This window comes from Methylobacterium sp. GC_Met_3, from assembly GCF_026540775.1.
GTDB lineage: Bacteria > Pseudomonadota > Alphaproteobacteria > Rhizobiales > Beijerinckiaceae > Methylobacterium.
Genome location: NZ_JALNUL010000051.1, coordinates 1 through 25,731 on the forward strand (window position 1 = coordinate 1; position 25,731 = coordinate 25,731).

Annotated in this window: 27 protein-coding genes and 1 tRNA gene; 11 read left to right on the plus strand and 17 right to left on the minus strand. The window is 66.5% G+C overall.

Going from position 1 to position 25,731, the window contains the following annotated elements; genetic code table 11:
* Positions 1–290 precede the first annotated feature (290 nt).
* Entirely contained in the window at positions 291–1,748 is a 1,458-nt protein-coding gene (locus OXS27_RS27680) for a helix-turn-helix transcriptional regulator (protein WP_243925681.1), read from the minus strand.
* A gap of 213 nt (positions 1,749–1,961) precedes the next feature.
* Between OXS27_RS27680 and OXS27_RS27685 the strand changes: the two genes are divergently transcribed.
* Positions 1,962–2,633 carry a sigma-70 family RNA polymerase sigma factor gene (locus tag OXS27_RS27685; RefSeq protein ID WP_267360470.1) on the plus strand — a complete coding sequence of 224 codons (672 nt, stop codon included), beginning with the start codon at positions 1,962–1,964 and terminating at the stop codon, positions 2,631–2,633.
* 634 nt (positions 2,634–3,267) lie between these two features.
* On the opposite strand, the gene OXS27_RS27690 is transcribed toward OXS27_RS27685, so the two are convergent.
* Complete coding sequence (locus OXS27_RS27690; RefSeq protein WP_267360472.1) at positions 3,268–3,570, minus strand: hypothetical protein; 303 nt, start codon at positions 3,568–3,570, stop codon at positions 3,268–3,270.
* A 564-nt stretch (positions 3,571–4,134) separates the two neighbouring features.
* Positions 4,135–4,210: transfer RNA gene (locus OXS27_RS27695), tRNA-Glu, on the minus strand.
* 102 nt (positions 4,211–4,312) lie between these two features.
* Between OXS27_RS27695 and OXS27_RS27700 the strand changes: the two genes are divergently transcribed.
* Positions 4,313–5,317: an RluA family pseudouridine synthase gene (locus tag OXS27_RS27700; RefSeq protein WP_267360474.1), complete on the plus strand. Its 1,005-nt coding sequence runs from the start codon at positions 4,313–4,315 to the stop codon at positions 5,315–5,317.
* Between the two features lie 235 nt (positions 5,318–5,552).
* Entirely contained in the window at positions 5,553–6,446 is an 894-nt protein-coding gene (rpoH, locus tag OXS27_RS27705) for an RNA polymerase sigma factor RpoH (RefSeq protein WP_243925677.1), read from the plus strand.
* Between the two features lie 47 nt (positions 6,447–6,493).
* On the opposite strand, the gene OXS27_RS27710 is transcribed toward rpoH, so the two are convergent.
* The 9 genes from OXS27_RS27710 to hemB all read right to left on the minus strand — a co-directional run bounded on the left by OXS27_RS27710 (position 6,494) and on the right by hemB (position 15,237).
* The gene (locus tag OXS27_RS27710) at positions 6,494–7,897 is read right to left on the minus strand and encodes a histidine kinase (RefSeq protein WP_267360476.1); all 1,404 of its coding nucleotides are present in this window, start codon (positions 7,895–7,897) and stop codon (positions 6,494–6,496) included.
* A gap of 280 nt (positions 7,898–8,177) precedes the next feature.
* Positions 8,178–9,470, minus strand: coding sequence for an adenylosuccinate synthase (locus OXS27_RS27715; protein ID WP_267360478.1), 1,293 nt, complete (start codon positions 9,468–9,470; stop codon positions 8,178–8,180).
* Positions 9,471–9,613: 143 nt separating this feature from the next.
* Entirely contained in the window at positions 9,614–9,946 is a 333-nt protein-coding gene (locus tag OXS27_RS27720; RefSeq protein WP_267360480.1) for a hypothetical protein, read from the minus strand.
* 98 nt (positions 9,947–10,044) lie between these two features.
* Positions 10,045–10,902 (minus strand): D-amino-acid transaminase, encoded by an 858-nt coding sequence (locus OXS27_RS27725; RefSeq protein ID WP_267360482.1) that lies wholly within the window; start codon positions 10,900–10,902, stop codon positions 10,045–10,047.
* 53 nt (positions 10,903–10,955) lie between these two features.
* Complete coding sequence (purB, locus tag OXS27_RS27730) at positions 10,956–12,263, minus strand: adenylosuccinate lyase (protein ID WP_267360484.1); 1,308 nt, start codon at positions 12,261–12,263, stop codon at positions 10,956–10,958.
* Between the two features lie 103 nt (positions 12,264–12,366).
* Entirely contained in the window at positions 12,367–13,113 is a 747-nt protein-coding gene (locus tag OXS27_RS27735) for an arginyltransferase (protein WP_267360486.1), read from the minus strand.
* A gap of 124 nt (positions 13,114–13,237) precedes the next feature.
* Complete coding sequence (locus OXS27_RS27740) at positions 13,238–13,726, minus strand: RDD family protein (RefSeq protein WP_267360510.1); 489 nt, start codon at positions 13,724–13,726, stop codon at positions 13,238–13,240.
* 87 nt (positions 13,727–13,813) lie between these two features.
* On the minus strand, positions 13,814–14,182 hold the full coding sequence (locus tag OXS27_RS27745; RefSeq protein WP_267360488.1) for a hypothetical protein: 369 nt from the start codon (positions 14,180–14,182) through the stop codon (positions 13,814–13,816).
* Positions 14,179–15,237 (minus strand): porphobilinogen synthase, encoded by a 1,059-nt coding sequence (hemB, locus tag OXS27_RS27750; protein WP_243925669.1) that lies wholly within the window; start codon positions 15,235–15,237, stop codon positions 14,179–14,181. Before hemB ends, OXS27_RS27745 begins: the two co-directional genes overlap by 4 nt.
* Positions 15,238–15,490: 253 nt before the next feature.
* Between hemB and OXS27_RS27755 the strand changes: the two genes are divergently transcribed.
* Both OXS27_RS27755 and OXS27_RS27760 read left to right on the plus strand, forming a co-directional pair.
* Positions 15,491–15,901: a DUF6163 family protein gene (locus OXS27_RS27755; RefSeq protein WP_267360512.1), complete on the plus strand. Its 411-nt coding sequence runs from the start codon at positions 15,491–15,493 to the stop codon at positions 15,899–15,901.
* 161 nt (positions 15,902–16,062) lie between these two features.
* Positions 16,063–16,575 (plus strand): winged helix DNA-binding protein, encoded by a 513-nt coding sequence (locus tag OXS27_RS27760; protein WP_243925668.1) that lies wholly within the window; start codon positions 16,063–16,065, stop codon positions 16,573–16,575.
* Between the two features lie 94 nt (positions 16,576–16,669).
* On the opposite strand, the gene OXS27_RS27765 is transcribed toward OXS27_RS27760, so the two are convergent.
* Positions 16,670–17,275 carry an exopolysaccharide biosynthesis protein gene (locus OXS27_RS27765; protein WP_243925667.1) on the minus strand — a complete coding sequence of 202 codons (606 nt, stop codon included), beginning with the start codon at positions 17,273–17,275 and terminating at the stop codon, positions 16,670–16,672.
* Positions 17,276–17,505: 230 nt separating this feature from the next.
* Between OXS27_RS27765 and bcsS the strand changes: the two genes are divergently transcribed.
* Positions 17,506–18,291: a cellulose biosynthesis protein BcsS gene (gene bcsS / locus OXS27_RS27770; RefSeq protein WP_267360492.1), complete on the plus strand. Its 786-nt coding sequence runs from the start codon at positions 17,506–17,508 to the stop codon at positions 18,289–18,291.
* Here bcsS and OXS27_RS27775 read toward each other — a convergent pair.
* Positions 18,258–19,856, minus strand: coding sequence for a cryptochrome/photolyase family protein (locus tag OXS27_RS27775; protein WP_267360494.1), 1,599 nt, complete (start codon positions 19,854–19,856; stop codon positions 18,258–18,260). The genes bcsS and OXS27_RS27775 overlap by 34 nt on opposite strands.
* Positions 19,857–20,069: 213 nt before the next feature.
* Here OXS27_RS27775 and OXS27_RS27780 point away from each other — a divergent pair, with 213 nt between their 5' ends.
* Positions 20,070–20,933: a formyltransferase family protein gene (locus OXS27_RS27780; protein WP_267360496.1), complete on the plus strand. Its 864-nt coding sequence runs from the start codon at positions 20,070–20,072 to the stop codon at positions 20,931–20,933.
* 68 nt (positions 20,934–21,001) lie between these two features.
* The gene (locus OXS27_RS27785; RefSeq protein ID WP_243925663.1) at positions 21,002–21,343 is read left to right on the plus strand and encodes a hypothetical protein; all 342 of its coding nucleotides are present in this window, start codon (positions 21,002–21,004) and stop codon (positions 21,341–21,343) included.
* 17 nt (positions 21,344–21,360) lie between these two features.
* Here the strand turns inward: OXS27_RS27785 and OXS27_RS27790 are convergent, their stop codons facing one another.
* Positions 21,361–22,452 (minus strand): hypothetical protein, encoded by a 1,092-nt coding sequence (locus OXS27_RS27790; protein ID WP_267360498.1) that lies wholly within the window; start codon positions 22,450–22,452, stop codon positions 21,361–21,363.
* Between the two features lie 468 nt (positions 22,453–22,920).
* Between OXS27_RS27790 and OXS27_RS27795 the strand changes: the two genes are divergently transcribed.
* A complete protein-coding gene (locus OXS27_RS27795) occupies positions 22,921–23,211 on the plus strand; it encodes a PilZ domain-containing protein (protein WP_267360500.1) in 291 nt (96 codons plus the stop codon).
* A gap of 71 nt (positions 23,212–23,282) precedes the next feature.
* On the opposite strand, the gene OXS27_RS27800 is transcribed toward OXS27_RS27795, so the two are convergent.
* Positions 23,283–23,462 carry a hypothetical protein gene (locus OXS27_RS27800; protein WP_267360502.1) on the minus strand — a complete coding sequence of 60 codons (180 nt, stop codon included), beginning with the start codon at positions 23,460–23,462 and terminating at the stop codon, positions 23,283–23,285.
* Between the two features lie 276 nt (positions 23,463–23,738).
* Between OXS27_RS27800 and OXS27_RS27805 the strand changes: the two genes are divergently transcribed.
* Entirely contained in the window at positions 23,739–24,719 is a 981-nt protein-coding gene (locus tag OXS27_RS27805; RefSeq protein WP_267360504.1) for a hypothetical protein, read from the plus strand.
* Between the two features lie 56 nt (positions 24,720–24,775).
* Here the strand turns inward: OXS27_RS27805 and OXS27_RS27810 are convergent, their stop codons facing one another.
* Positions 24,776–25,048, minus strand: coding sequence for a hypothetical protein (locus OXS27_RS27810; protein ID WP_267360506.1), 273 nt, complete (start codon positions 25,046–25,048; stop codon positions 24,776–24,778).
* Positions 25,049–25,437: 389 nt separating this feature from the next.
* Here OXS27_RS27810 and OXS27_RS27815 point away from each other — a divergent pair, with 389 nt between their 5' ends.
* Positions 25,438–25,683, plus strand: coding sequence for a hypothetical protein (locus OXS27_RS27815; protein WP_267360508.1), 246 nt, complete (start codon positions 25,438–25,440; stop codon positions 25,681–25,683).
* Positions 25,684–25,731 lie beyond the last annotated feature (48 nt).

Genomic DNA, 25,731 nt, shown 5'->3' on the forward strand with positions numbered 1-25,731 from the left:
CTCGTTCGTGTGTTTCCGCAGCAGAGCGGTGGGCTGTCGTGATACGCAGCGCTCCCGGCTACGCGTCGACTTCGTACCCGGCCGCTGGTGCTGTTGCTCGGCGTCGGTCCAAAGATCCCAGATCGACTTGCCGATGGCCTGTTTCACCGAGCCGTTCGACTAATCTTTCGAAGCCGAAATCTTCGTCTCAAGCCTTCGGAATTCCATCTTTGGGACGCTTTGGCTGTCCGAAAGATGTGCCGTCTACTCTACCGATCAATAGTTATTTCGTACTGGTACGGTGGTTAATTTCACTCATTACTGGTGAGCGGAAATCCGTTATCGCGCCCCCATATGATGGCTTCACTGCGCTTGTGAATGCCGAGTTTGCGATAGAGCGCCGCCCCGTGGTTCCGTACCGTGTTGCGCGATAAGCTGAGCTTGCGTGCGATCGTATCGTCGCCCAGGCCGGAGCAGATCAGGTTCAGGATCTGCCGCTCGCGCACCGTCAGGCTTGGCATCGATCCGTCCGCGTTCTCGCGACCCGGGTGGCGGAGATTGGCCAGCTTGTCGATCAATCCGCGGCTGAACCACGATGTATCGGCCATCACGGCTTCGATCGCGTCGAACAGCTCGCGCTCGGTGTGTTTGCGATCGGTGATGTCCTGCAGCACCATCAGCACGAAATCCCCATCGTCGATGGTGACACGCTCGGCCGAGACCAGGCAATCGAGGTTGGTCCCGCTCTCGTGGCGCAGACACACTTCGACGCCGAACACGAAGCCGCTCTCGGCCATCGCCGCCTCGAAGCGCAGGCGCTGAGCGTCCTTGATCCACAGGCCCGCCTCATCGAGGCTGCGCCCGACAATCCGATCCTCGCCGAAACCAAACACGCGCCCGAAGGCATCGTTGATGCCGGTGACGCAGCCATCCTGAGCGCGTGCCAGAACGGTCGGCACCGGGGTCATCCGGAACGCCGTGGCGAAGCGCGCCTCGCTCTGGCGCAAGGCGGTCTCGGCCTTCCGGCGCAGTTCGAGGTCGGCGAAGGTAAACAGCATGCAGGGCTCGTCGCCCAGTTCGATCTGCTGGCCGGCCACGATCACGAAGCGCGAGCCGCCATCGGGCAGGTCGAGGCACGCCTCCATCTGCGGGATCGTCCCGCCCTCGTGCAACCTTGAGATTGCCAATTCGCGGTTGCGGGCATTGGCCAGGACATCGACTTCGTAGACGCTCCGACCGATCACGGCATCGCGTGTGAAGCCGGTCATCTCCAGGAAGCCGGTGTTGACCTTGACGTGGCGCAGATCGGACAGCCGCGTGATGATGGCGGGCGCCGGATTGGCGTTGAAGGTCGCCTCGAAGCGCTCCTCGGCCTCGAACTGTTCGGACACGTCCTTCAAAATGAGGGCGAGGCAGCTCGGTTTGCCTTCGCGATCGGTGGCGACCAAGCTGCGCAGGCAATGGACGAAGTCGAGCTCCGGCTTGTCGGCCCGCTTCACCTCGACAACGACATCGTGGAAGGTCTCGCCTGCCACGACGCGCTCGATCGGGTAGTGGTTGGGCGTATTGTTGTTGCGGTAGCGCAGCGAAAATCGATCGCGGTAGGCGTCCACCGTCTGGCCGAGTTCGTCGAGGCTCTGAACACCGTGCATCGCCAGGGCAGCCTCGTTGGCATACGCAATTGTCTGGTCGGGCTCGACCAGGATCACGCCCTCGCTCAAGCCGGCGATGATCTGCCGGAGCTCATGCCTATCCACGCCCACCGTCACGGCCGATCCGGCTCCCTCTGATCCGCGCCGCCTGTCCAGCGCAACGGCTCAAACGGGTTGCGCGCAAGCGGGTTCCAGTGGAGGCGAACTTTTCACTGGTATACCTGCATCATTGACGCCATCGAGATCGACCAGTGATAAGTTCTGACCGCTGCGAAAGCGCGAAAAGCCGAGCAGCGTCCGAAACGATTCATCGCAACCGGTGATCCTGACGTGCAACCCGCCGACGAACTGCGCGACGCGCCCGACCGGGCCGGGTGCCATCATACTTTTGTCCCTGGGGATCTCGCGGAACGGTTGCGCGAATACTATCCAGAAGTTGCCGCAGTCGATCCGAACTCGCCGCTCGGTGCGGTGCTCGGACGGCTCTCGGCGGTGTTGGATACGGCCGACACGTGCCGCCAACTGCCGAACGCCTTCAAGGATGACCTGATCGGCCTCGTCCCACGGCTACGCCGCTACGCGCTGTCCCTGACCTTCGATGGCAACGAGGCCGACGACCTCGTGCAGTTCACCCTCTTGAAGGCCTGGGAGCACCGCGGACGGTTCGAGCCCGGGACCAGCCTGGTGGCGTGGTTGTTCACGATCCTGCGCAACGGCTTCATCAACGGGCGCCGCAAGCGCAGTCGCGAAGTGCCGGACCCCGACGGCGCGCACGCGGCCCACCTCTCTGAACCGCCCCGGCAGGATCACTCGCTCCGCCTGCGCGATCTCCAGGCGGCGATCGGCCGGCTCGAACCCGCCCACCGGGAGGCGCTGATGCTGGTCGCCGTCGACGGCCTGCCCTACGAAGCTGCCGCGAGCGTGATCGGCTGTCCGTCCGGCACCGTGAAGAGCCGCGTCAGCCGAGCCCGCGAACGCCTGACTCAGGAACTCGGCGCATGACGCCCGTCTCTCCGTCAACGCTCCTCCGGGCAGCACCCACTGCTCCTGCGCTGTCTGCCCAAGGCAGGTGGATTGATCCGGGAGCCGGTCGAGGACGTTCTCCCCCACCCCGCCCGGCTTCTGCGCGGTGTCTCGAACCCCACAGGCTTCATGCAGGTCGACGGGCGGAGCCACCGTCCGACGACGAACGGCCGGATCCGGCACTGCCGCCGTGTGAGCGCCCCCTCGGCGCCGACGAGCCCTCGGAACCCGTCGATAACCCGCCCGACGGCGAGCGGGCCGGCCCTGGTCCGGATGTGCCTCCGGGCGACCCCGCCGGCCCGGATCTACAGGATTGACGGGTGCCGGTGCATCAGCGTGTCGCTCCTTCGCGACACGGGTGTGACCGAGGCGCTCTCGAACGCGTAAGTGCGCGTTCCAGTATCGGCGCTGGCGCCGCGCTGCGCCGGGGTGGCTCCGCCGCGGGAGATCAGGTCCCTTTGCGGCGTCTGCGCGAGCGACGCCATGATCGCAGGATACAAGCCGGACGCGTCCAGCCGTTACTTCAGGGCCCGAAGGTAAAGAAGAGGATCAGAAAAGCCTCGACGTTCATGAGGATCTCAATAGGCGTCGAGCGTTGTCCTCAATGCCCATCTCAGGCGAGCAGATAATGCAGGATCGTCAAGATTAACCCATCTTCGTTGACAACGCTGAGAGCCACAAAAGCGCCGGTCACAGTGCGCTGTAAGGTCGGCTGTTTGTGCAAGGATCTCTCGGCAACCAGCGCAATCACGAGCACGGGAAGGCTCGATATCAAGATTAGAATTTTTACAAGAATACCCAGTACTTGAAGCGTTATTGATGACGGGCGGATATCACCGTCGAGATCGTCATGCGTCCCTCGAGCGCTGGCGATTGCAGACGGATGCCCATGGTCCGGCGTGAAGGAAGAGGCCATCGTCATCTCGGCTGATATCGCGCGGAGTTGCCGCAACCGAAGATAGTGATAGACTGTAAATACAACTTTGCGGCGATCCACACCTGTGTGCGATTGAGGATTAGACTTCGCGTCGTCGAGAGCTAAATTCTCAGCAGAATCGAATGCCTCCTGCGAACGGGTGAGGCGGCAGCGATCCGGCTCTCGACGGAGACGCAGCTGATGCGGCCTGATGCTGCTCTCGGCCCATGGCGAAGCTGACTACGAGGGCACTGAGGACGCCTCGCCCGAGACACGTCAAGGTCCCGCCAGAACCGGTCAGGAGCATATGCGTGGCAGCCTGTTGGCGGGTCCGCGTTCGCTCGCGCGGAACAGATCGCGGGTCAGACCCGAAACCAAGTCGATCCGCCGCTGCGGATCACCCAGACATTCCGGCGGTGGCGCGATCACGCGACACTCAGCACGCTGGCCTCGCCAATAGGGTCCGGATGCGCTTCGCGAGTGACCAGCATGGACCCACCAGGAAAGCGGGATTACGCCCAGCTCCTGTGAAGCTTCTATCAGAATTCCGGAGATATGCGCCGATGGCGCTCCCAAGGGGAATCGAACCCCTGTTTTCGCCGTGAGAGGGCGACGTCCTAGACCGCTAGACGATGGGAGCTTTCCGGCGGCGCGGGGGTGCTATAGCCACCACCCGCCTGAGGAGCAAGTGCCTTCCAGGGAAATTCGCATCGGCGGGGCGAATAGGTTGCGGATCGGAGACGTGGTGGACAACAGCAACGAGGAACGCGTCGGCACCGTAGCCGAGGGCGGCATCCGGCTTGATCGCGCCTTGGTGGCGCTGTTTGGGGATCTGTCCCGCGCGCGCTTGCAGGATCTCATCCGCGAGGGTCACGTAAGCCGGGATGGGGCGTTAATGCGCGATCCGGCCGTAAAGGTCGCGGTGGGGGCCCGCATCGTCCTGACCCTGCCCCCGCCGATACCGGCGGAACCGGCGGCGGAGGAAACGGACCTGCCGATCGTGTTCGAGGACGACGACCTGATCGTCATCGACAAGCCGGCCGGTCTCGTGGTGCATCCTGCGCCCGGGCACGAGAGCGGGACCCTGGTGAACGCGCTGATCGCCCATTGCGGAGCCAGCCTCTCCGGGATCGGCGGCGTGCGCAGGCCCGGGATCGTCCATCGCCTCGACAAGGACACGAGCGGCCTGATCGTCGTCGCCAAGAACGATGCCGCCCATCAGGGTTTGACCGCGCAGTTCGCCGATCACGGCCGCACCGGTCCGTTGGAGCGTGCCTACGCCGCCATCGTCTGGGGCCTGCCGCAGCCGCGCACGGGTACGATCAGCGCGAATCTGGCACGCTCCCGCTTCCATCGTGAGAAGATCGCGGTGGTCTCGGATACGTCCGGCCGCCACGCCATCACGCATTACTCGGTCACTGAGACTTATCCGGATGCGTCCCTGGTCCAATGCCGCCTGGAGACGGGGCGAACGCACCAGATCCGCGTACACATGGCCCATCGCGGCCATCCGCTGCTCGGCGACCCTGTCTATGGCGGCGGGTTCCGCACCAAGGCGTCACGCCTCTCAGCGGACGCGCGAGCCGCGCTGACGGCGCTCGGCCGCCAGGCACTCCATGCCGCGCTGCTCGGGTTCAGCCATCCGCGCACCGGGGCGACGCTGCGGTTCGAGAGTCCGCTGCCGCCGGATCTGACTGCGTTATTGACGCAGTTGCGCGCGGATGGCTCGGACCGGACCAGTCTGTAACCCCGGTCGGCACGCGTGCGAAACAACACCCCGTACCGCGTCACATCGTGACATGGTACAAACTGATTTGGCCGATTGCGCGTTGATGATGACGTAGGTGTCCTCGATCGCGACCGGCCCCGGCGACCCATACCAAATGGGTGGCCGGCAGGGTCGGCTCAAGAGCGGCCCGAGTGGACGGCACTGTTGCCCGTCGCGTCCGCCCGTTAGGGGGACTTAGGTCCAGGAGAAAGCCATGGCCGGTGCGCTGCCCGTGCTCGCCAATGAAGGTGGCCTGTCGCGCTACCTCGACGAGATCCGCAAGTTCCCGATGCTGGAGCCGACGGAGGAGTTCACGCTGGCCAAGGCCTGGCGGGACGCCGGCGACCGTGAGGCCGCGCATCGGCTCGTGACGTCGCACCTGCGCCTCGTCGCCAAGATCGCCATGGGCTACCGCGGCTACGGCTTGCCGATCGGCGAGGTCGTGTCCGAAGGCAATGTCGGTCTGATGCAGGCGGTGAAGCGCTTCGATCCCGACAAGGGCTTCCGGCTCGCCACCTACGCCATGTGGTGGATCAAGGCCGCGATCCAGGAATACATCCTGCGCTCGTGGTCGCTCGTGAAGATGGGCACCACGGCGAACCAGAAGAAGCTGTTCTTCAACCTGCGCAAGGCCAAGGGGAAGATCTCGGCCCTCGACGAGGGCGACCTCAAGCCCGATCAGGTGAAGCAGATCGCCACCCGCCTCGGCGTACCCGAGCAGGACGTGATCGACATGAACCGGCGCCTGTCCGGTGACACGTCGCTCAATGCCCCCTTGCGCGAGGAGGGCGAGGGCGAGTGGCAGGACTGGCTGGTCGACAATGCGCCCAGCCAGGAGACCGTGCTGGCCCACGAGCAGGAGGGGCAGAACCGCCTCTCGGCCCTGCGGGACGCACTCAGCGTGCTCAACCCACGCGAGCGCCGCATCTTCGAAGCTCGGCGGCTTGCCGATGATCCGATCACGCTGGAGGATCTCTCGGGCGAGTTCGGCGTCTCACGCGAGCGCGTGCGGCAGATCGAGGTGCGCGCCTTCGAGAAGGTGCAGGAGGCGGTCAAGCGCAACATCGCGAACCGCGAGCTGCCGCGCACGGGCATCGAAGCGCACTGACGTTTCCCGGGCGGCCCCTAAACGGCCGCCCGGGCCGCCGCATGCCTTTACTGCCAGGACGCGAAGGCGTTCTGCATCACCTGGGACCCCGTGGAGCCCTTCTCGAAGGTCAGGACCGCGCGCCGTCCGGAGTTGTAGCGCAGGGCCAGATCGAACCAGTTCTTGTGCAGCAGAAGATCCGTGTTGCGCTCGACATCGTTGGGCAGCGACGACAGACCGATCAGGAACAGATTGTCACGGACACGGACCGGAAGACCCGACACCGGTGAGCCGCGGGCGTTCTGGTCGTCCTTCGCTTGAAGCAGACCGATATCCTGGATCGTCCGAACGTCTCCGCCGCCGGTCTGGCTGAAAGCTAAATTGACCGTATGGGAGGCCGGCAGGGTCGCATCGAGATTGCGCTGGATCGTCATGACCAGCGTAAGCCCGGCATCCGGAATCGTCACCGTCGCCACCACGGCGTTCTGAAGCGGCTGCCCCTGATCCCCGTTGACCGTATCGAGCCGCCACGTCACACGGCCCGACAGCAGGGTCGGCTGGGCGTTCTCGGTGCCCGGCACCTCTTCGATCAGCTCGGCTCTTTGGGCGACCGACACTGCGGAGTCAGAGGACGGCGCCACGGCACGTGGAGGCGGAGCGCTGTTCGGGCGGGGTGACGGCCGCGGGGCCGGTGCGGCATCACCGCCGACGCGGTCGCCGTATTTGGCCTCTCCGTCCGGCTGCTGCGTGTCAGCTGTCTCGGTCCCGCTCGACGGGAGGATCTGGGGTCGGTCGCGGAGCAGGAAGGCGGCCACGGCGATCATGGAGATCACCACGGCCAGCATGCCGCCGACAAAGAAATTGCGCAGCAACCGCGAGCGTCCGGCCCGCGGAGGCACCACTTCGATGCGTGGACGCTGGCGGCCATTGCCGGCATCGGCTACCGCGGCACCGAGATCGGGCTCGTCCACCGGTGACGGACCGTCAGCGAACTCGCTCGGTTCGGCCGCGACGTTCGGGGAAGCACCGGTCCGCGGCGGGGCGATCGTGATCGGAGCCTCGCGCGGCTCATCCGCGGGCGCCGGAACGGGTGTCGGCGGTGTGAAAACGCGTTCGAAGGGCGGGTTGGCCGCGGGCAGCGTGGGCTCGGAAATTTGCGGTCGGGGAGGCGCGGGTTCCGGTGGCGCAGGCTCCGGCACGACCGGAGCCGGGACGGGCTCCGGGTCGGCCGCCAAAGCGGCATCGTTGGCCGGGGCCGGAAGCCCGCCGTGATCCACTTCCAGCCGCTCGATGGCGGCATCCAGAGCCTGGCGCTCAAGATCGATATCGGCCTCGGACAGAGGCGGATCGAGGGATCGGAGCTGGCTGATCAGGGCATGGCGCGCGCGGTCGTAGACCGCCTTGCGAAGGGCGGGCGTTCGATCCGGCAGCGCGGCGAGCGCGCGTGCCAGAAGCGGGTAGTAATCGGCCATGTGCCCCTGATCCGCCCCTACGGCCGCCGGCCGGTGCACCGGTCGATGGCCGGGAGCCGAGGGATCCGGCCATCCCACTGGGATCGGCCGCGGCCCTCGGCCGATGATGTCGTGCCCGCGTCGCGCAAGGCCGCGGCCCAACGCTGATCGGTTCGTCGATGGCCGCCCGCTGCGCTGACGGGCGTCGAGCCCCGCACCCGTTCTAGATCACGCCGGAGCGGCCTGGATATGGGCGGGTCGTTCAAAATGACGCGTCGTCAACGCGATAGCGTGCGATCCGTCAGTCTTCGAACGGGTTGTGCATGAGGATCGTGTCGTCGCGCTCCGGTGATGTGGAGAGCAGCGCCACGGGCGCGCCGATCAACTCCTCGATCCGGCGGACATACTTGATCGCCTGCGCCGGCAGATCGGCCCAGGAGCGGGCGCCCGCCGTGGTCTCGGACCAGCCCGGGATCGCCTCGTAGATGGGCTCGACGCGCGCCTGAGCGGCCTGGCTCGCCGGCAGATGGTCGATGGTCTGCCCGTCCAGCCGGTAGCCCGTGCAGACGCGGATCTCCTCGAACCCGTCGAGGATGTCGAGCTTGGTCAGCGCGATCCCGTGGATGCCCGAGGTCCGCACCGTCTGGCGCACCAGCACGGCGTCGAACCAGCCGCAGCGCCGCTTACGCCCGGTGTTGACGCCGAACTCGCGCCCGCGGCTGCCGATCGTCTCGCCGATCTCGTCGAACAGCTCGGTCGGGAACGGCCCCTCCCCCACCCGCGTGGTGTAGGCCTTGGCGATTCCGAGCACGTAGCCGATCGCGCCCGGGCCGAGGCCCGAGCCCGTCGCGGCCTGCGCGGCCACGATGTTGGACGAGGTGACGAACGGGTAGGTGCCGTGATCGACGTCGAGCAAAGCGCCCTGCGCGCCCTCGAACAGGATGCGCTTGCCGGCCCGGCGCTCCTCGTCGAGCAGCGCCCAGACGGTGTCGGCGTAAGGCAGAATCTTCGGTGCAATCGCCTTCAGCTCGGCGAGCAGCGCCTCGGCGTTCACCTCGTCGATGCCGAGGCCACGCCGCAGGGCGTTGTGATGGGTCAGCACCCGCTCGATCTTGGCGGGCAGAGCCTCGGGATCAGCGAGGTCGACCACGCGGATTGCCCGGCGTCCGACCTTGTCCTCGTAGGCCGGGCCGATGCCGCGCTTGGTCGTGCCGATCTTGAGGCCGGCATTGGCGGTCTCGCGGAAATGGTCGAGCTCGCGGTGCAGCGGCAAGATCAGCGTGGCGTTGTCGGCGATTCGCAATGAGGCGGGCGAGACCTCGACGCCCTGCGCCCTGATCCGATCGATCTCGTCCACGAGGTGCCAGGGATCGACCACCACGCCGTTGCCGATGACCGACAGCTTGCCGCCTCGGACTACGCCAGAAGGCAAAAGCGCCAACTTGTAGGTGATGCCATCGATGACCAGCGTATGGCCGGCATTGTGCCCGCCCTGGAAGCGAACCACGATGTCGGCCTGCTCGGAGAGCCAGTCGACGATCTTCCCCTTGCCCTCGTCGCCCCACTGGGCGCCCACAACGACGACGTTGGCCATGTCTGCCTGCTTACCCGCGACGGAAACCGGGACGGCGCCACCCACGGGTGCAGACGGCGCACGTCGTCAGCCGTTTCCGCGATCCGGGCAGCGAAATCAAGCAATCCGCCCGCATAACGCACCCGCGACCGGATCGCGGCGGGCTACTTCGCCTCCGTTCCCGGCGCGCGCCCGGGCAGTTCATCGGGCTTGATCACCGGCATGGAGCCCGACTGATCGGGTTTCACCACCGTTCCGGCGGTTCCATTGGCGGGCGGCTTGATGACCCCGTCATTCTGCTGAAGCTTGTCGCTCAGCGACTGATCCTTCGGCGGCGCGTCCGGGCTTGGGCGCACGCGCTCAGCCGGCATCTCGGTCGGCGGCGGCAAAGCAGGATCCGTGTCGCGACCCTTCAGCGGGGCGTCTGGGTTCTGCGCGTAGGCCGGAATGGTCAGCAGGGTCGTCGCCATTGCGGCAAGCAGGAATATCTTCGGCACGATCCGTCTCCCCTCTCGTCTCCGATTTCGGGGAGGAACAGTCGGGGGCGGCATCCGTTCCTGGGACGAGCCGCTTCCCGATCGACCGGCGGAGGCTCTCAGCCCTGCCGCGCAGCCGCGATGTAGAGCTCGCGCATGCGTCGGGTGATCGGACCGGGACGCCCCTCGCCGATCGTCCGGTCGTCGATCTGCACCACCGGCATCACGAAGGCCGAGGCGCTGGTGTAGAACGCCTCCGCGGCCTCGTAAGCCTCCGCGACCGGGATCAGCCGCTCCTCGATCCGTAGGTCGGCTTCCTGCGCGAGGCGCAGCACCGAGGCGCGGGTGATGCCGGGCAGCAGCGCGGTCGACAGCGGCCGGGTCACCAGGACGCGCTCGCGGCTCACGATGAAAGCTGTGGACGACGAGCCCTCGGTCACAGCCCCGTCTTCCACCATCCAGGCCTCGGCGACGCCGGCCTCGGCGGCCTGCTGCTTGGCCAGCACCTGGGCCAACAGGGCCACCGACTTGATGTCCCGGCGCTTCCAGCGGAGATCCTCAACGGTGATTACCCGCGCGCCCGTCTCGGCGAGCGGGTTGGCTAGCACGGTCTTGGCCTGCGTGAACATCATCACGGTCGGCGCGACATCGCCCTTGGGGAAAGCGAAATCCCGCTCGGCGACACCCCGGGTCACCTGCATGTAGACGAGGCCCTCGGTGACGCCATTGCGGGCGACGAGCTCCGTCTGCAGCCGCTCCCAGCCCGCGGCATCGTGCGGGTTGCGGATGCCGATCTCACCGAGCGACCGGTCGAGGCGCGCCAGATGGGCGGCGTTGTCGACAAGCTTGCCATCGAGGATCGCCGAGACTTCGTAGATTCCGTCCGCGAACAGGAAACCGCGATCCATGATCGGCACGCGGGCCTGCTCGAAGGGAAGGAATTCGCCGTTGAGATAGACGGTGCGGGGAGCGGTCACGGGCAGCCTTCCTGTGTTCGTCGCTGGCCTGAAGCAGGAATCGTGCGGCGATCTCAGGCCGCGCCGAACACCCGCGCAAAAATCGTGTCCACGTGCTTGAAGTGATAGCCGAGATCGAAGCACTCCTCGATCTGCGCGGGCGACAGGGCCGCCGTCACCTCCGAATCGGCCTTCAGCAGCTCAAGGAAGTCGCCCTCCCCGCGCCACACCGGCATCGCGTTGCGCTGGACCAGACGGTAGGAGTCCTCCCGCGAGACACCCGCCTGGGTGAGCGCCAGCAACACCCGCTGCGAGTGGACGAGACCGCCCAGCCGGTCGAGGTTCTTCTGCATGTTGGCCGGGTAGATCAGCAGCTTCTCAATCACCCCGGTCATCCGCGCCAGGGCGAAGTCGAGGGTCACGGTGGCGTCGGGGCCGATCATCCGCTCGACCGAGGAATGCGAGATGTCGCGCTCGTGCCAGAGGGCGACGTTTTCCAGGGCGGGGGTGACGTAGCCGCGGACCATCCGGGCGAGGCCGGTGATGTTCTCGGTCAGCACCGGGTTGCGCTTGTGCGGCATCGCCGAGGAGCCCTTCTGCCCTTCGGAGAAGAACTCCTCCGCCTCCAGCACCTCGGTGCGCTGGAGATGGCGGATCTCGATGGCCAGCCGCTCCAGGGAAGAGGCGACGACGCCCAGCGTCGCGAAGAACTGCGCGTGGCGATCCCGCGGGATGACCTGGGTCGAGACCGGCTCGGCCGTGAGCCCCATCTTCTCGGCGACGTAGACCTCGACCCGGGGGTCGATGTTGGCGAAGGTGCCGACTGCGCCGGAAATCGCGCAGGTGGCGACCTCCTCCCGAGCCGCAACCAGACGACGGCGGTTGCGCTGGAATTCGGCATGAGCCTGGGCGAGCTTCAACCCGAAGGTCACCGGCTCGGCATGGATACCGTGCGAGCGGCCGATGGTTGGGGTCAGCTTATGCTCGAAGGCCCGGGCCTTGAGGGCGTCGAGCAGGGCATCAACATCGGCGATCAGGATGTCGGCGGCCCGTACGAGCTGCACGTTGAGGCAGGTATCGAGCACGTCCGAGGAGGTCATGCCCTGGTGGACGAAGCGCGCCTCCGGCCCGACGATCTCCGCGAGATGGGTAAGGAACGCGATCACGTCGTGCTTGGTCACCGCCTCGATCGCGTCGATGCGGGCGACGTCGAACACCGCGTCTCGACCCTTGGCCCAGACGGTCTCGGCAGCCTCCTTCGGCACGACGCCGATCTCGGCGAGCGCAGTGGTGGCGTGGGCCTCGATCTCGAACCAGATCCGGAAGCGGCTCTCAGGCGACCAGATCGCGGTCATCGCGGGGCGGCTGTAGCGGGGGATCATGGGGCCTCGGCGCGGTCTGGAATACGTGCGAGGCCGGTAGCACGCGCTGGCCCGGCCGCTCAATGCAGATCCGGCATATCCGGGGCGCTTCGGCGGTGGAGCGTCAGTCCGCCCGCACCCAGCCCTGGCCCATCAGACGCTCCTGCGGCAGGAAGCGGGACTTATAGTCCATCTTGCGCGAACCCTCGACCCAGTAGCCGAGGTACAGGTACGGCAGGCCGAGGCGCCGGGCCCGGTGGATGTGATCGAGGATCATGAACGTGCCCGGCGAGCGGGAGGCCTCCTCGGGGTCGTAGAACGAGTAGACCATCGACAAGCCATCGGCGAGGACGTCGGTCAGGCAGAAGGCGAGCGGCAGGCCGGAACCGTGCCCGGTAATCGCCGTGTCCGGCCCCCGACGCCGGTAGGACACCAGATGCGTATCGACGTGGCTGTCCTCCACCATCATGGCGTAATCGAGCACCGTCATGTCGACCATGCCGCCGTCGCAATGGCGCGCGTCAAGATAGCGGCGGAACAGGGCGTATTGCTCGGAGGCCGGCCGGTTAGGCTCTGGCGTCCCGATCCAATCCGCGTTGCGGCTGAGAATACGGCGCTGGCTCGCGCTCGGCTCGAACTCGTCCACCACGACACGAACGGAGACGCAGGCCCGGCAGGTCTCGCAAGCCGGCCGATACGCGATGGTCTGCGAGCGGCGGAAACCGCCCTGCGTCAGGATCTCGTTGAGGTCGCGGGCACGCCGGCCGACGAGATGCGTGAACACCTTACGCTCCTCCTGGCCCGGCAGATACGGGCACGGCGAGGGCGCGGTGAGATAAAATTGCGGTGTGTCGCGCGGGTGGCTGGTCACGCTTCTGATTGACCCTGCGCCGGAAGCAATCTGTCGGCGCCGGCATACCAGTGTAACGGCGGAACGGCCGGGCTCAATGGCCCGAACCGTCGCTGGGCGCGATTTTCACCGCGACACGAGGACGTCAGCGGGCGTGGACCACGGCGACACCAAGCAGAAGATCGTGTGCAAGCCGACGATCGGACCGCACCAGTCCGAAGACAATGTCCACGCACCAGAGCAGGAACGTCGAAATCGCGACGTAAAACAGCAGCGCGTGGACGGCCGCGGTGATGATGTCGACCCGCCCGCCGCTCTCTGGCGCCACGACCCGCAGGCCCATCAGCCGCTGCCCGATCGTGCTCTGCCGCGGGCCGCCGACCGTGATTGCGCTGTAGATGATGCCGCTCGCCGGGAGGATCGCGAACAGCGTCCAGCCAAGCCCGAAGGTGACGACGCCGACCACCGTGATCAGCAGCGTGAGCAGCACGGTGAAGCCGAAGATGAACAGGATATCCAGGAGATAGGCGACCCCGCGGGCGCCAAGGCTCGCTCGTACGAAGGGTACGGGCAAGGATGTGGCGTAGCCAGGCGCATCGAAGCGTGGCGCGTAACCGGGTTGCGTGTTCTGCATCATGTCGCGTCCTGCAAGCGAGGCTGCGCGTCGAGAAGTGGTGGCAATATCGGCAAGACGCAAGAGGCGTGCGCCGGGCAGACCCACTCAGTGCCCGGCCGGATCGGCGGCCGTTGCGTCGGGCGTGTCGAGATAGAAGCGCTTCAGCATGTAGAGCGCTGGCCCGGACAGGGTGCTGCTCTCGGTCGCCAGCGCCAGCAGGGTCGAGCCCCCATCGAAGCGGCAGGTCAGCCAATGCTGGCGATGACCATCGAGGTAATCGACCCGGACCGTATCGGGCGTCGATCCGGGAGCCGCCCGCAGCAGACGGATCCCGGCCTCCGGTGCGACCGCCGGGAGGGCCCGCCGACAGGTGGCGACTCGCTCGCGGCGCCGATTGTCGTCGCAAGTGGCGAGCCCGCCGAGGAAGCCGGCCGCGATCGCTGCTGCCAGCAGCCAGCGATGCGCGGGCCTCACGGATGGTTGCGCAGGCGCTCGGCGACCCGGGGGGCGTGATAGGTGAGGATCCCGTCCGCTCCGGCGCGCTTGAAGGCAAGCAGCGCCTCGACCATCGCACGGTCACCGTCGAGCCATCCGTTCCGGGCGGCCGCTTCGATCATCGCGTACTCGCCCGACACTTGATAGGCGAAGGTCGGGACTTGGAATTCGTCTCGAACGCGGCGGATGATATCGAGGTAGGGCAGGCCCGGCTTGACCATCACCGAATCGGCCCCCTCGTCGAGGTCGAGACGCACTTCGCGCAGGGCCTCGGCGGAATTGCCCGGATCCATCTGATAGGTGCGCTTGTCGCCGACCAGCGCGGCCTTGGTCCCGATCGCGTCGCGGAACGGGCCGTAGAAGGCGCTCGCGTATTTTGCCGCATACGCCATGATCTGCACGTCGAGGAACCCGGCCTTGTCGAGCCCCGCCCGGATCGCGCCAACGCGGCCATCCATCATGTCGGAGGGGGCGATGATGTCGGTCCCGGCCTCGGCCTGGATCAGGCTCTGCTCCACCAGCACCGCCACGGTCTCGTCGTTGAGGATCGCCCCGTCTCGCATCAGGCCGTCATGGCCGTGGCTGGTATAGGGATCGAGCGCCACGTCGGTCATGATGCCGATTTCCGGGACCGCCCGCTTCACCGCCCGCACCGCCTGGCAGACGAGGTTGTTGGCGTTCAGCGCCTCGGAGCCCGTCGGGTCGCGTAGCGACACTTCGGTGAAGGGAAAGAAGGCTACCGCCGGGATCCCGAGCCGGGCCGCGCGCTCGGCATCGCGCACGATCTCGTCCACCGAGAGGCGCTCGACGCCCGGCATCGAGGCGATCGGCTCACGCCGTCCGGCGCCATCGATCACGAACATCGGCCAGATCAGATCGTCGACGGTGAGCGTGTGCTCGCGGACGAGGCGGCGCGACCAATCCGCCTTGCGGTTGCGGCGCGGCCGCTGGGTGATCTTCAGGCCCTCGACCCGGGCGCCCTCCCGGGCGGCCTCCAGGGCGATGGGACGCGGCTCGGGCAAGGTGTCTGACATGCAGCTTCGCTACCGTTCGCGCGGCCGGCGCCGCGGATCGCTCGACGCAGGCGCGCCGGAGGCGCCGGACTAACACACGGGAGCGAACCGGCGAAACCCGACCGTTGACGCAGACTCGCCAAACCGCTTCAACCCGCGCACCCACCCGCAATTAGGACCCGGCTTCGATGATGCACCGGCCCCTCCCCGCCCAGAGCGCGTCGTAGTGCCGGGCTCCTTCCCGATCCGACGCAAGACACCACGGCCGGGCGAGATCCCGACCGACCGGATCGAGCGCGCCCAGGGCCCGGCCCCCGGCGCGTGGGATATGGCCCTCATCTGGTTCATGCGGATCACGGCGCTGATCTGGCTCACGAAGAGCCTCGCGTCCTGGGCGACCATCCTCGACGTAATCCCCGGGGTGCGGCCGTTCGAGTCCGAGCCGTTCGGCCGGCAGGCGGCGATCGTCTATTTCGCAGTGGTCGATGCCGCGGCGGCGATCGGTCTGTGGCTGACCAGTGCCTGGGGCGGCGTCATCTGGCTGCTTGCCGTCACGTCAGCACTGACGCTCGCCGTGCTGACCCCGCAACTCCTGCCCGTGCCGATCCCGCTTCTCGTATTCGGTGGCTGTGTCGTGCTGTTGTACTTCGTGCTGTCCTGGCTGGCTGCGCAGGAAGCACGGTGAACGAACCGTTTTGATCTTCGCTTCAGTTTGTCTTTACCGCAAAGCGTAAATCGGCAATTCATCCTGTCGCTTAAATCGCCTTTCATTCCCGAGCGGTAGCTTAGCCAACATCAGCGGCACCGCATTGAACGGATACCGCGGCATCAGACGGCGAGGCAGACATGAAGACCCAGGGCGCCAGGGCCACCAAGATCGAAACCATCGAAGAGGCGTTGCCGGCTCGGGGCTCCTATCTCGAGGCGCTTCACCTCGTCGAGCGCCTGCACCGCCGGCTCCTCGACGTGATCAAGGACGAGTTCGAGCGGCGCGGCCGCGAGGACGTCAACAGCGTCCAGGCCCTGCTCCTGTACAACATCGGCGACAAGGAACTCACCGCAAGCGAGCTGCGGACCAAGGGCTACTATCTGGGCTCCAACGTCTCCTACAACGTCAAGAAGCTCGTCGAGGCCGGCTACCTGCACCATGCCCGCTCGAAGACCGACCGCCGCTCGGTCCGGATCAGCCTGACCGACAAGGGCCGTCAGGTGCACGAGATCATCCAGGGTCTCTACGACAAGCACGCCCGCACGATCGCACCGATCGGCGGCATCTCGGATGACGATTTCGGTCGGCTCAACCAGGCGCTCGGTCGTCTGGAGCGCTTCTGGACCGACCAGATCCGCTACCGCCTCTGAAGCGCGTTCCCGTCCGCCGCTAACAGAAAATCGAGCACACCCGACTAGCGGGCGCTTCTGGGCAGATCAGATCCGCTATCGCCTCCGATCCGTCCTACCAGACGTTCAGAAGGCTCAGGATTCCCGCGATGACCGCATAAGCGAAACCGGCGTTGATCGCGACGCCGAACAGACCGATGACGAGGCCGCCCAGCACCACGACACCGTCACGCTCGACAAGGCCAAGGCCCACGAGGCAGACGGCGAGTCCCAGCGGGATCTGCCCGACAATGGGCGCGGCCACGATCAGGGCCAGCGCTAGGGCCAGTAGGGCTATGCCCATGCCGCGCATGCCCAGCGCGGTGTCGAACACGCTCAGGCGCGGGCGCGACCAGCGCTCCAGACGCCGCAGAACCGGCACCGCCCGCGTCACGGCGCGCCGCACATCGGTCAACGCGATGGAGCGGCCGAGCAGCATCCGCGGCAGCCACGGTGCCGACATGCCGACCGCGATCTGAGTTGCCACCAGCAGCAGAAGCAGCCCACAGATCAGCGGGATCGGCGGCGGCATCGGCAGGCAGTTCGGCAAGCCGAGCAGCACGACGAGCAGCGCGAAGGCACGGTCCCGCAGGACCGCAACAATGTCGCCCACCGTGAGGCGCTCACCTTCTTGGCTCGCCAAAACAGTGAGGACGTCGGACGTTCGTGCACCGGAGGTCAAGGATCCGCCAACCTTCGCTGTCCCGCGGGGGCTCTAGCGGAGATCGCGTGGTACGCCAAGCACGGCAGCTGTGCGTCAGCACCGCCCACCCCTTCGGCAGGGCGCCGCCATTTCGCAGCAAACGCTGCAGTCGGGAAACGGAAATCTCGTCCCGAAGTGTTTCGAAACAATTCTTGATATAAACCAAACGCAGCCGAAGATTAAGATCCGCGCATCGACGTAGACCGCGCATGGATCCACCCGACTCGCTCACGTATCTCACGGATCATCCTCCGCAAGGAGGTAAAACCGTGCGAGTCGGACACCCTCAACTCAAGCGCCTTCTGCGTGGCATCTGCGTTGCTGTCGGGATCTTGTTCTGGATCAGTCTGGTGGATGTTGCACGCGCCGGTGAGATCGACACGCTCGTGTTCGGCAGTCTCGATGCGGGCGCCGCCACCTTCATGACAGCCGGCGCGAAGGTCGGCCTGCCGTCCCTCGATCGCGACGGCGCCGTGGTATTGGCGAGCCTCGGCGGCGGCCAACAGGGCGAGCGTGGCCCGGAGGGTTCGGTTCAGCGCTACACGGCCCTCGGCGCGCTCGTCTTCGGGTATCAGTGGCTCTTCGAGTGGGGCGTGGTCGCGGCCTTCGCTGGCCCCGAGACGACGACGCAGATGCTCGTGGAGCCGAATGGGCCGCTCCGCCTGCCATCCCGCTTCGGTCTTCGTTTGCACGGCGAGATCTGGGCCCGCCCTTCCGAGGGCACAATGCTTCAAGGCACAGTGGTCGCGGGCACCGCGCTCGACAGCGTCTGGGCCCGTGCCGCCTGGGGTTATCGACTTTGGGATACCTATTTCGGTCCGGAAGCCAGTCTGTACACGGATGCGTCCGGCTTCCGAAAATTGAACGTCGGGCTGCACGCGACGGATTTTACCGTCGGACGCATCAGCTTCAGGATCTCGGCCGGGATCCAGAGCGAGACCGGCCGCCGATCCATCGCCCCCTACACGGCGCTTTCAGTCTGGTCGCCCTTGTAGGCCGGTTCGGGCTTGCTCGCGAGGGATCGAAGAAAGGTCGTCGCGTCTTGGCGGATCTCGGCGCGGCGCGTGTCCCCGAAGCCGCGCAGGGTCCTGTAGGGCATCGCCATGCGCGGATTGTCGGCGAGTTTGTCCTCGTTCTCGATCAGAAAATTCCAATAGAGGTAGTTGAAGGGGCAGGCGGTCGCGCCCGATTTGACCTTCACGTCATACGCGCACGATCCGCAATAATCCGACATGCGATCGATGTAGGCGCCCGAAGCGGCGTAGGGCTTCGAGCCCATCACGCCGCCATCCGCCCAGAGCACCATGCCGTGAACGTTGGGCAATTCGACCCACTCGTAGGCATCAGCGAACACGATCAGGTACCATTCCTCCACCTGCGCCGGGTCGAGACCGGCGATCAGGGCGAAGTTGCCCGTCACCATCAGGCGCTGGATGTGGTGGGCATAGGCATGGGCGCGCGTATCCGCGACCACCTGTGCGATGCAGTTGAGCTTGGTCTCGCCCGACCAGTAGAACCACGGCAAGGCCCGGCCGGCCCCGAGCGCGTTCATGTCGCGGTACTCGGGCATCCGCGCCCAATAGAGGCCGCGGACATATTCGCGCCAGCCGAGGATCTGCCGGATGAATCCCTCGGCACAGTGCAGTGGCGCCGCGCCCTCGCGAAACGCCCGCTCGGCGGCCCAGCAGATCTCCTCCGCGGTCAGAAGACCGGCGTTCAGGGCCGGCGAGATCAGCGCATGATACAGGAACGGTGCACCGGTCTTCATGGCGTCCTGGTAGTCGCCGAAGGTCGGCAGACACGTGGCGATGAAGTGCCGGAGTGCGGCGAGCGCGTCGGTCCGCGTCACGGGCCAGGAGAAGCTGGCGAGATCGCCGAAATGGTCGCCGAACTCCCGCTCCACCAGGGTGATGACCTCCCGGGTCACGGCATCCGGCTGGAAGCCGATCCGGTCGGGCAGCGCGTGGCCCTTCGGCAGGCGTTTGCGATTCTCGGCGTCGTAATTCCAGCGCCCGCCGACCGGCTCGCCGCCCTCCATCAGCAGGCCGGTGCGGCGGCGCATGCCGCGATAGAAGGTTTCCATCCGCAGATGGTGCCGGCCCTCAGCCCAGCCCGCGAAATCCTCCCACGGGCAGAGGAAGCGGTTGTCGGCACGGATGTCCACCGGCGGCCCGAGGGACTCGCGCCAGTCCTGCATCATCTGCCAGACCCGCCATTCACCGGGCTCGGTGACGGTCACGCGCTCCGGCTTGTGCCGCGCCACCGCACGCTCGAGCTCGCCTGTGAAGCTGCCGGTGTTGTCCGGATCGGACAGGCAAACGTAGTCGACCCGGATGCCCTCGGCCGTCAGCTCGGCCGCAAAGTGGCGCATTGCGGCGAACAGGAACGCGATCTTCTGTTTGTGGTGGCGGACATAGGTCGCCTCGTCCCGCACCTCGACCAGCAGCACGACATCGCGTTCTGGATCGAGGTCGGTCAGGCTGGAGACGCGGCGGGTGAGCTGGTCGCCGAGGATCAGGCGCAGCGTTCCGCAGGATCCGGCTTTGGGCTTGCCCAGCATCGTTTCAGTTCTCGGTCCGAACGGTCGAGCGGCCGCCAGCCACGCCGATGACTTTCTCGGTGATCCACCACCGCGTTCCGCTGTCGCTGATCACTCGCCCCACGTGGATCCCCCTCGCTACACAAGCCGTCGGGTTCAAGGTAAGGCCGGGGGCGACGGCGGGCAGGCTGCAAGCCTGCCCCCTCCACGTTCACAAGGTCGCAGGCGGGACACATGAAGTTCGCGTTCGCCGGCATCGACTTCCTGGGGGGCGTCTTCGAGGGGCTTCTGGACGCTGGCTGGACGCCGGTGAAGCTGTTCACCCGCCCCTGCGACGGGATCTACGACCACAACGACGTGATTGTCGCCCGCGCCCGGTCGCTGCGCATCCCGATCCAGCTCTCGCGGATCCGCGAGCGTGACATCGAGGCGATCCAGGCCGACCACGGCAAGGACTGGGCGCTCGTGGTCGCGGGTTACCCGTGGCTGGTGCGCGGCTGGCGCGGCCATGCGGCTTACGGTTTCAACATCCACCCCTCCCCGCTCCCGATAGGGCGTGGCCCGTACCCGTTGTTCCGCGCCGTGCTCGACCGCTACGAAACCTGGGGCGTGACCGCCCACGTGCTGGCGGACGGCTTCGACACCGGCGATATCCTGGCGCAGGAGATGTTTCCCCTCAGTCCGCAGGACTCGCACGAGACCCTCTTGGCCAAATGCCAGATGGCGGCGCGCCGCCTCGTCGCCGGCCCCCTCGGGCGCGACTTGCCCGGACGTTGGCGCTGGGCCGAGCCGCAGGGTGACGGCTCCTACTGGCCGCGCGCCACCGATGGCGACCGGACCCTCGATTTCCGAAAGGACGTGGGCGCGATCCTGCGCCGGGTGCGGGCCTTCGGCACGGTCGAGACCATCGCCCGCCTCGGCGATACGCGCGTCTACGTGGCGGAGGCTGACGGCTGGCAGGAGCGGCATACCCACGCCGCCGGTGCGGTGGTGCATCGCCACCGCCGCCACATCGTGGTCGCGGCCCTCGACGGGTACGTGCAGATCACCCGCTGGTCGCCGCTCCCGCTGAGCGAGGCGGGCCAGATCGGCCGTTGAGCGCGCCCGGCACGGGAACCGATCCGGGTTCGGCCGTGTTTCCGGCGGCCGTGCTTATGGAGCCCGACATGTCGACACGCGCAAGCCTCGCCGCCGCCCTCGGGTTCGCCGCGCTCTTCACAGGCTCCGCCTTCGCGCAGGCGATCATCGTGGGACCCGACGATTTCGGCCCCGACGACGACGTCGTGGTGCGCGACTACATCGTACGCCGCCCGGTCGGCCCGGGACCGATCGTGGGATCGATCCCGCTGCGGCCCGGCAGCATCGTGCCCGAGGATGTCCGGCTCGCCCCGTTCACGGACGCCCCCGATCCGCGACTGCGCCGTTTCGGCTATTTCGTGGCGCCGGGCGACAAGATCGTGGTGGTCGATCCGGCGTCGCGCGCCGTGGTTCGGATCCTCGACCGCTAAGGCCGAAACCGATCGTCCTACCAATCGGTGAGCGCCGCGCGTTTCCAGCGCTTCGGGGCAACGCAGCGATATTCGTAGGCGTCGTCCCAGGCATGGTCTCCGGGTTCGCAACGATCGCTGCTGCTTGCGGGCGGCTGCGGTCGCGCCTCGCGAAGTGAGGCGACCTCAACATGGCCGGCATCGCTCACCCGGAACACCGGACCGGCACCGCCGGCGTAAATGAGGTCGCGCCCGTCAAAGCCGAGCCGTCGCGAGAAAGAACCGTCTTGCGTGCCATCGAGCGCAATCATTTGGCCCGGACCGAGCAGGATCGGCACGCCGGTGAAGCGAGCCGCAGCAGCGTCGATCCCGATTCCATAGGTACCCTCGCCCTGAAACGAAATGGCCCGGTCGGTAATCGATCCGGTGAGATTGCCCATCAGGATGCCATATCCGGTGTGGGCGCCTGGTACGCCCCCTGTGGAGATCTGCAGTCCGACCCGCTGGCGATTGCGGTCGGTGGTCGGCGACTGGGCTGAGACGTCGATCTCCGCGCCGATACATGACGCGACGGGATCGGCCTCGGTGGTCGTGTCCACACAGTTGAAGTTGCCGGCCCAGGACGGGCCGACCGGACCGATCCCATTCGGCTCCTTGAAGGTGGTCCCGTTCACCGCGACGTTCTGAGCGCCGGTGCTGGCCAGCGCCCGGTTGTGCAGCTCGCCGGTGATCGTCCACTCGTAGCCGGCATTATGTGGGCCGGTGGAGCCGAGCGCCCACAGCGCCTTATAGGTGTGGGTGGCCTCGCCCGACCCGTTCGGCACGTGCCGGTCGACCCGCAACGTCGAGACCGGGTCGAAACCTTGGGGCTGATTCCAAAGGAAGACGTGTCCCCCGTCGATGCCGGGGAGACCGGTACCCTGGACGTTGCGCGAAAAACTGGGCAGCCAAACCGGAGCAGCCTCGGCGGCAACAATCGGTGGTTGCCCTGGCGCCTCGGCGGCCGCAGGGAGCGACACCCCGGCAAGTAGACCGAACAAGATCGGCACGAACGTCAGACTGGTGCGCAGATGCATGATTTTCCCGGGATCGCCGCTGGTGGGTCCCGGCAGGGCCAGGATGGCGTTCATCCCGATCAGATAGGCCTGGGCTTCGCGGCGGCGAACGCGACTCCGCGCGGGCCAGTGAACCAATGTGCCCGCGCAGCGTAAGCCCCGTGCGGCACCAACTTCGAAGACGTCTCCAGTTCAGATCGGGGAGCAATACACGATGAAGGCCCTGCGATTCCTCAGAGGCTGGTTTCTGGTGTCGATTCCGCTCGGCCTGGTCGTAGGCCGGTTCATCAAAGCAGGAAAAGGACCGCCCCTCCCCGGCGATGACAGCCGTTCGGACCGGCCGTAGCGCTCTTCCGACGCACCAACACCCGGGGGCCATGAACCGATGCGCGGCAACGGACCTGTCGCTAGCACTGATAACCTGCGGGCCTATGGGTGGAAGTGCTGCCGCGCGGCGCCGGGTCGTCAATTACATATTAGTAAATCACCGTCATTTTTACTGAACTCGTGCCATGTTGGCCGACATGGGCAGGAAAATCGGCCATGTCTCGCAATGCCACGCCCTTCAGCGGTCACGCAGAGCGGCGTGCCACGCCTCGAAAACCCACGGCGCTCCTTGCCTTCGCGCTGAACTCGGACGGGGTTCGGTTTCCCTGCCAGGTCAGGAACGTCTCCGACCGCGGTGCGATGCTGGAGTTCCTCGGCCAACACGCGACGATGGTTGAGAACGCGTTTGATTTGGTGCTGGCGGACGCCAAAGTGCGGTACGCGGTCAAAGTCATCTGGCGCAAGGAGCGGACGACCGGCGTACAATTCTGTCTCGAGCAGGAGTGATCTCGGCGCAGCGATCCACCGCGCAGCGCTGGCTGATGACAGGCGCGAGCCATCCCTAGGCCGGTAGGTGTTCAGGCAGCGATTGCAGCCATCAACGTGAGGCCTACAGCGGGTAGCGCCAGAGCCAGAACCGCGCAGGCATCGACGGAACCTGGCCGACCGGCGGCGAGCCAGCGCTGTTCGGCAAAGCGTTCCGCGGCGAAACCCGTTAGCACCAAGCCGCAGCCGAGCAGGGATACGAGTGCGGACATGAACCGCTGCCTCTCCGAAGCACAGCGCGAAGACCCGCGCCTGCTCCGTGTACCTCCGGCGCGGCAATAAGGTTCATCCGGCCGCGCCGATCGCCGCAGAAAACCATCGCTCGGCTCAGCCAAAAGCGAATGTCAGCTTCGATCTCCAAGCAGCGGCCCGCACGGAGTCCGGCCGCGCGGCGCATCGGGCTTGCAATCCGACGCAGATCCGTCGAGGCCACCCGCGAGGGCGCCGGCTCGGTTGGCCGGCGACGCGGCGAACGCGCGGATCTTTCCATGGCGAGCGGCAACGGCGTGGCCGTCGGGCAGGATGGCTGGTTGTTCTGGGTCGGCCGTGCCCGCGAGGTCGAAGTCTTCTACGGCGACAGCCCCCTGTCGCGCCGGATCCTCGCACGCTGGGCACAACTGATCGACCGGCGCGCCAGGCGCCTGGATGCCCTCGGCATCCGCCACGTTCACGCAGTCGTCCCCGACAAGCTCGCGGTCTATCCCGATACGCTGGGCCGCGCGTTTCCGGGCCTCGACAACCCACCCGCCGTTCGCCTCGCCCGGCTCCTGAAACCGGATGGCGGTGCCCGGATGCTCGATCTGCTGACGCCGTTGCGCGCGGCGCGGGGCGACGAGCCCGTGTATCTGCAGACGGACACGCATTGGACCTATCGCGGCTATCTCACGGCCTACCGCGCGCTGTGTGAGGCCCTCGATGCACCAGTGGCCGAGCATGTCTTCACCGGCGTGCATGAGCGCGCGCGGTTCACGTTCGATCTCGGCGAGAAGCTCAAACCGCCGATCGAGGAAGACTACGTGGCCTACAATTTTTCGCGCCGCGCGGACCGCGTTGACGCGAACGCTCTCGTTCAGGTGCGCGAAAGCGGTCGGGCGATCCGGCCGCGCGGCCTGTTCGTGGGTTCGCGCGTCGTAATGCGGAATGATGCGGCGCCGGACCCGCGCCGGGTCGTGCTGTTCGGCGATTCCTACATCTACAGTCCGGGCGCGCGCCTGACCGCGATGCTCGCCGAGTCCTTCGCCGAAGTCCACGCGATCTGGTCGGCGAACCTCGACTGGGCCTATATCGAAAGCGTCAAACCCGACGTTCTGATCTTCGAGATCGCCGAACGTTTCCTGCGCCAAGTCCCGACCGACCGCATCCGCATCGACGCTTTCGCCGAGAAACGGGCCAAGCGGGCCGTTCGGCCGACACTGCGCGAATGGTTCCGGCGAAGCCTGCGATCTGGGAAACCGAGCCAGCCCATTTAAAAAAAAGGGCCCCACCGCACGGGTGCGGTGGGGCCCTGGTCTGTCAGTGGCTTGGCTCAGTACCCGCGGCCGTAATAGCCCGGACCGCCTCGATCGAACGCGCCCATTGCCGCAGCGCCAGCCGCCGCGCCTGCAACGCCGAGGCCGATGGCGGCCCCGGTCGAGAGACCGCGATGACGGCGATAGCCGTAATCCCGATGACGCCCGTAGCCACGCTCATAGCCGCGACCGTATCCGTCGCGATAACCGTAACCCTGGGCCTGTGCGACGCTCGGGCCGACGGCGCCGAGGCACAGCGTGACGGCGGAGAGAAGAACCAGCTTACGCATTGATGAACCCTTCGCAATTGCGTTGAAGGCCCAACACAAACCGGATTGATGGGTTCCAAGGTGCCCGATCCGCATGGCGGGACCTCGCCCCCGCGCCTCATCGCGCCCATTCCAGCATCGACAATGCTGTTTTCGCAACGGAACAGACTGGATACCTCCCTCCCGGCCTACGCGTTCTGGACCAGAGGATCGGGCGGCCCATGACAGGACTCGGCGCCCGTCGACGAGGCTTTTTGTGAAATCAGTTAACGGCGTCACCGGCAACCCGCCGGGAATGACGCGTCATCGGTACTGGCTACGCTTTATGCGGCTCCACACAGTATCGATACCGCCATCGTACAGAATATGCTCGCACGCGCAGAAACGACACAGGGGTCAGGACTGCCGGAATGTCGACCCTGTTTGCCGATCCGCTCGGGCGGGCGCTGCTGGCACTCTTGACGACGGATCACGGCCTACCAAGTGCCCCACAGCGGACCGTGCTTCTGCGGGCGCTTCAGGATTTGCGTGTCAGAGCCGAGAGGGACGGCGCCTCCGCGCAGGTGCGGGGCGCGATCCGTTCGGCCTTGTGGGCCTTACGCGCGGAGTTCCCGACTGCCTACGCGATGCGGCCTGCCGCTAGCGCGGATGCCTGAGCCGAACAAACCGCCTTCCACGATCCTTTGATAAACGACCGATCGTTC

What these genes read in the sequence shown, in the direction of transcription:
- OXS27_RS27785 (WP_243925663.1), top strand. Translation starts at nt 21,002, where the DNA reads ATGTCGACACGCGCAAGCCTCGCCGCCGCCCTCGGGTTCGCCGCGCTC.
- bcsS (WP_267360492.1), top strand. Translation starts at nt 17,506, where the DNA reads ATGGATCCACCCGACTCGCTCACGTATCTCACGGATCATCCTCCGCAA.
- OXS27_RS27810 (WP_267360506.1), bottom strand. Translation starts at nt 25,048, where the DNA reads ATGCGTAAGCTGGTTCTTCTCTCCGCCGTCACGCTGTGCCTCGGCGCC.
- OXS27_RS27805 (WP_267360504.1), top strand. Translation starts at nt 23,739, where the DNA reads ATGGCGAGCGGCAACGGCGTGGCCGTCGGGCAGGATGGCTGGTTGTTC.
- OXS27_RS27800 (WP_267360502.1), bottom strand. Translation starts at nt 23,462, where the DNA reads ATGTCCGCACTCGTATCCCTGCTCGGCTGCGGCTTGGTGCTAACGGGT.
- hemB (WP_243925669.1), bottom strand. Translation starts at nt 15,237, where the DNA reads ATGTCAGACACCTTGCCCGAGCCGCGTCCCATCGCCCTGGAGGCCGCC.
- OXS27_RS27715 (WP_267360478.1), bottom strand. Translation starts at nt 9,470, where the DNA reads ATGGCCAACGTCGTCGTTGTGGGCGCCCAGTGGGGCGACGAGGGCAAG.
- OXS27_RS27815 (WP_267360508.1), top strand. Translation starts at nt 25,438, where the DNA reads ATGTCGACCCTGTTTGCCGATCCGCTCGGGCGGGCGCTGCTGGCACTC.
- OXS27_RS27775 (WP_267360494.1), bottom strand. Translation starts at nt 19,856, where the DNA reads ATGCTGGGCAAGCCCAAAGCCGGATCCTGCGGAACGCTGCGCCTGATC.
- OXS27_RS27690 (WP_267360472.1), bottom strand. Translation starts at nt 3,570, where the DNA reads ATGGCCTCTTCCTTCACGCCGGACCATGGGCATCCGTCTGCAATCGCC.
- OXS27_RS27760 (WP_243925668.1), top strand. Translation starts at nt 16,063, where the DNA reads ATGAAGACCCAGGGCGCCAGGGCCACCAAGATCGAAACCATCGAAGAG.
- purB (WP_267360484.1), bottom strand. Translation starts at nt 12,263, where the DNA reads ATGATCCCCCGCTACAGCCGCCCCGCGATGACCGCGATCTGGTCGCCT.
- OXS27_RS27710 (WP_267360476.1), bottom strand. Translation starts at nt 7,897, where the DNA reads ATGGCCGATTACTACCCGCTTCTGGCACGCGCGCTCGCCGCGCTGCCG.
- OXS27_RS27780 (WP_267360496.1), top strand. Translation starts at nt 20,070, where the DNA reads ATGAAGTTCGCGTTCGCCGGCATCGACTTCCTGGGGGGCGTCTTCGAG.
- OXS27_RS27740 (WP_267360510.1), bottom strand. Translation starts at nt 13,726, where the DNA reads ATGCAGAACACGCAACCCGGTTACGCGCCACGCTTCGATGCGCCTGGC.
- rpoH (WP_243925677.1), top strand. Translation starts at nt 5,553, where the DNA reads ATGGCCGGTGCGCTGCCCGTGCTCGCCAATGAAGGTGGCCTGTCGCGC.
- OXS27_RS27790 (WP_267360498.1), bottom strand. Translation starts at nt 22,452, where the DNA reads ATGAACGCCATCCTGGCCCTGCCGGGACCCACCAGCGGCGATCCCGGG.
- OXS27_RS27795 (WP_267360500.1), top strand. Translation starts at nt 22,921, where the DNA reads ATGTCTCGCAATGCCACGCCCTTCAGCGGTCACGCAGAGCGGCGTGCC.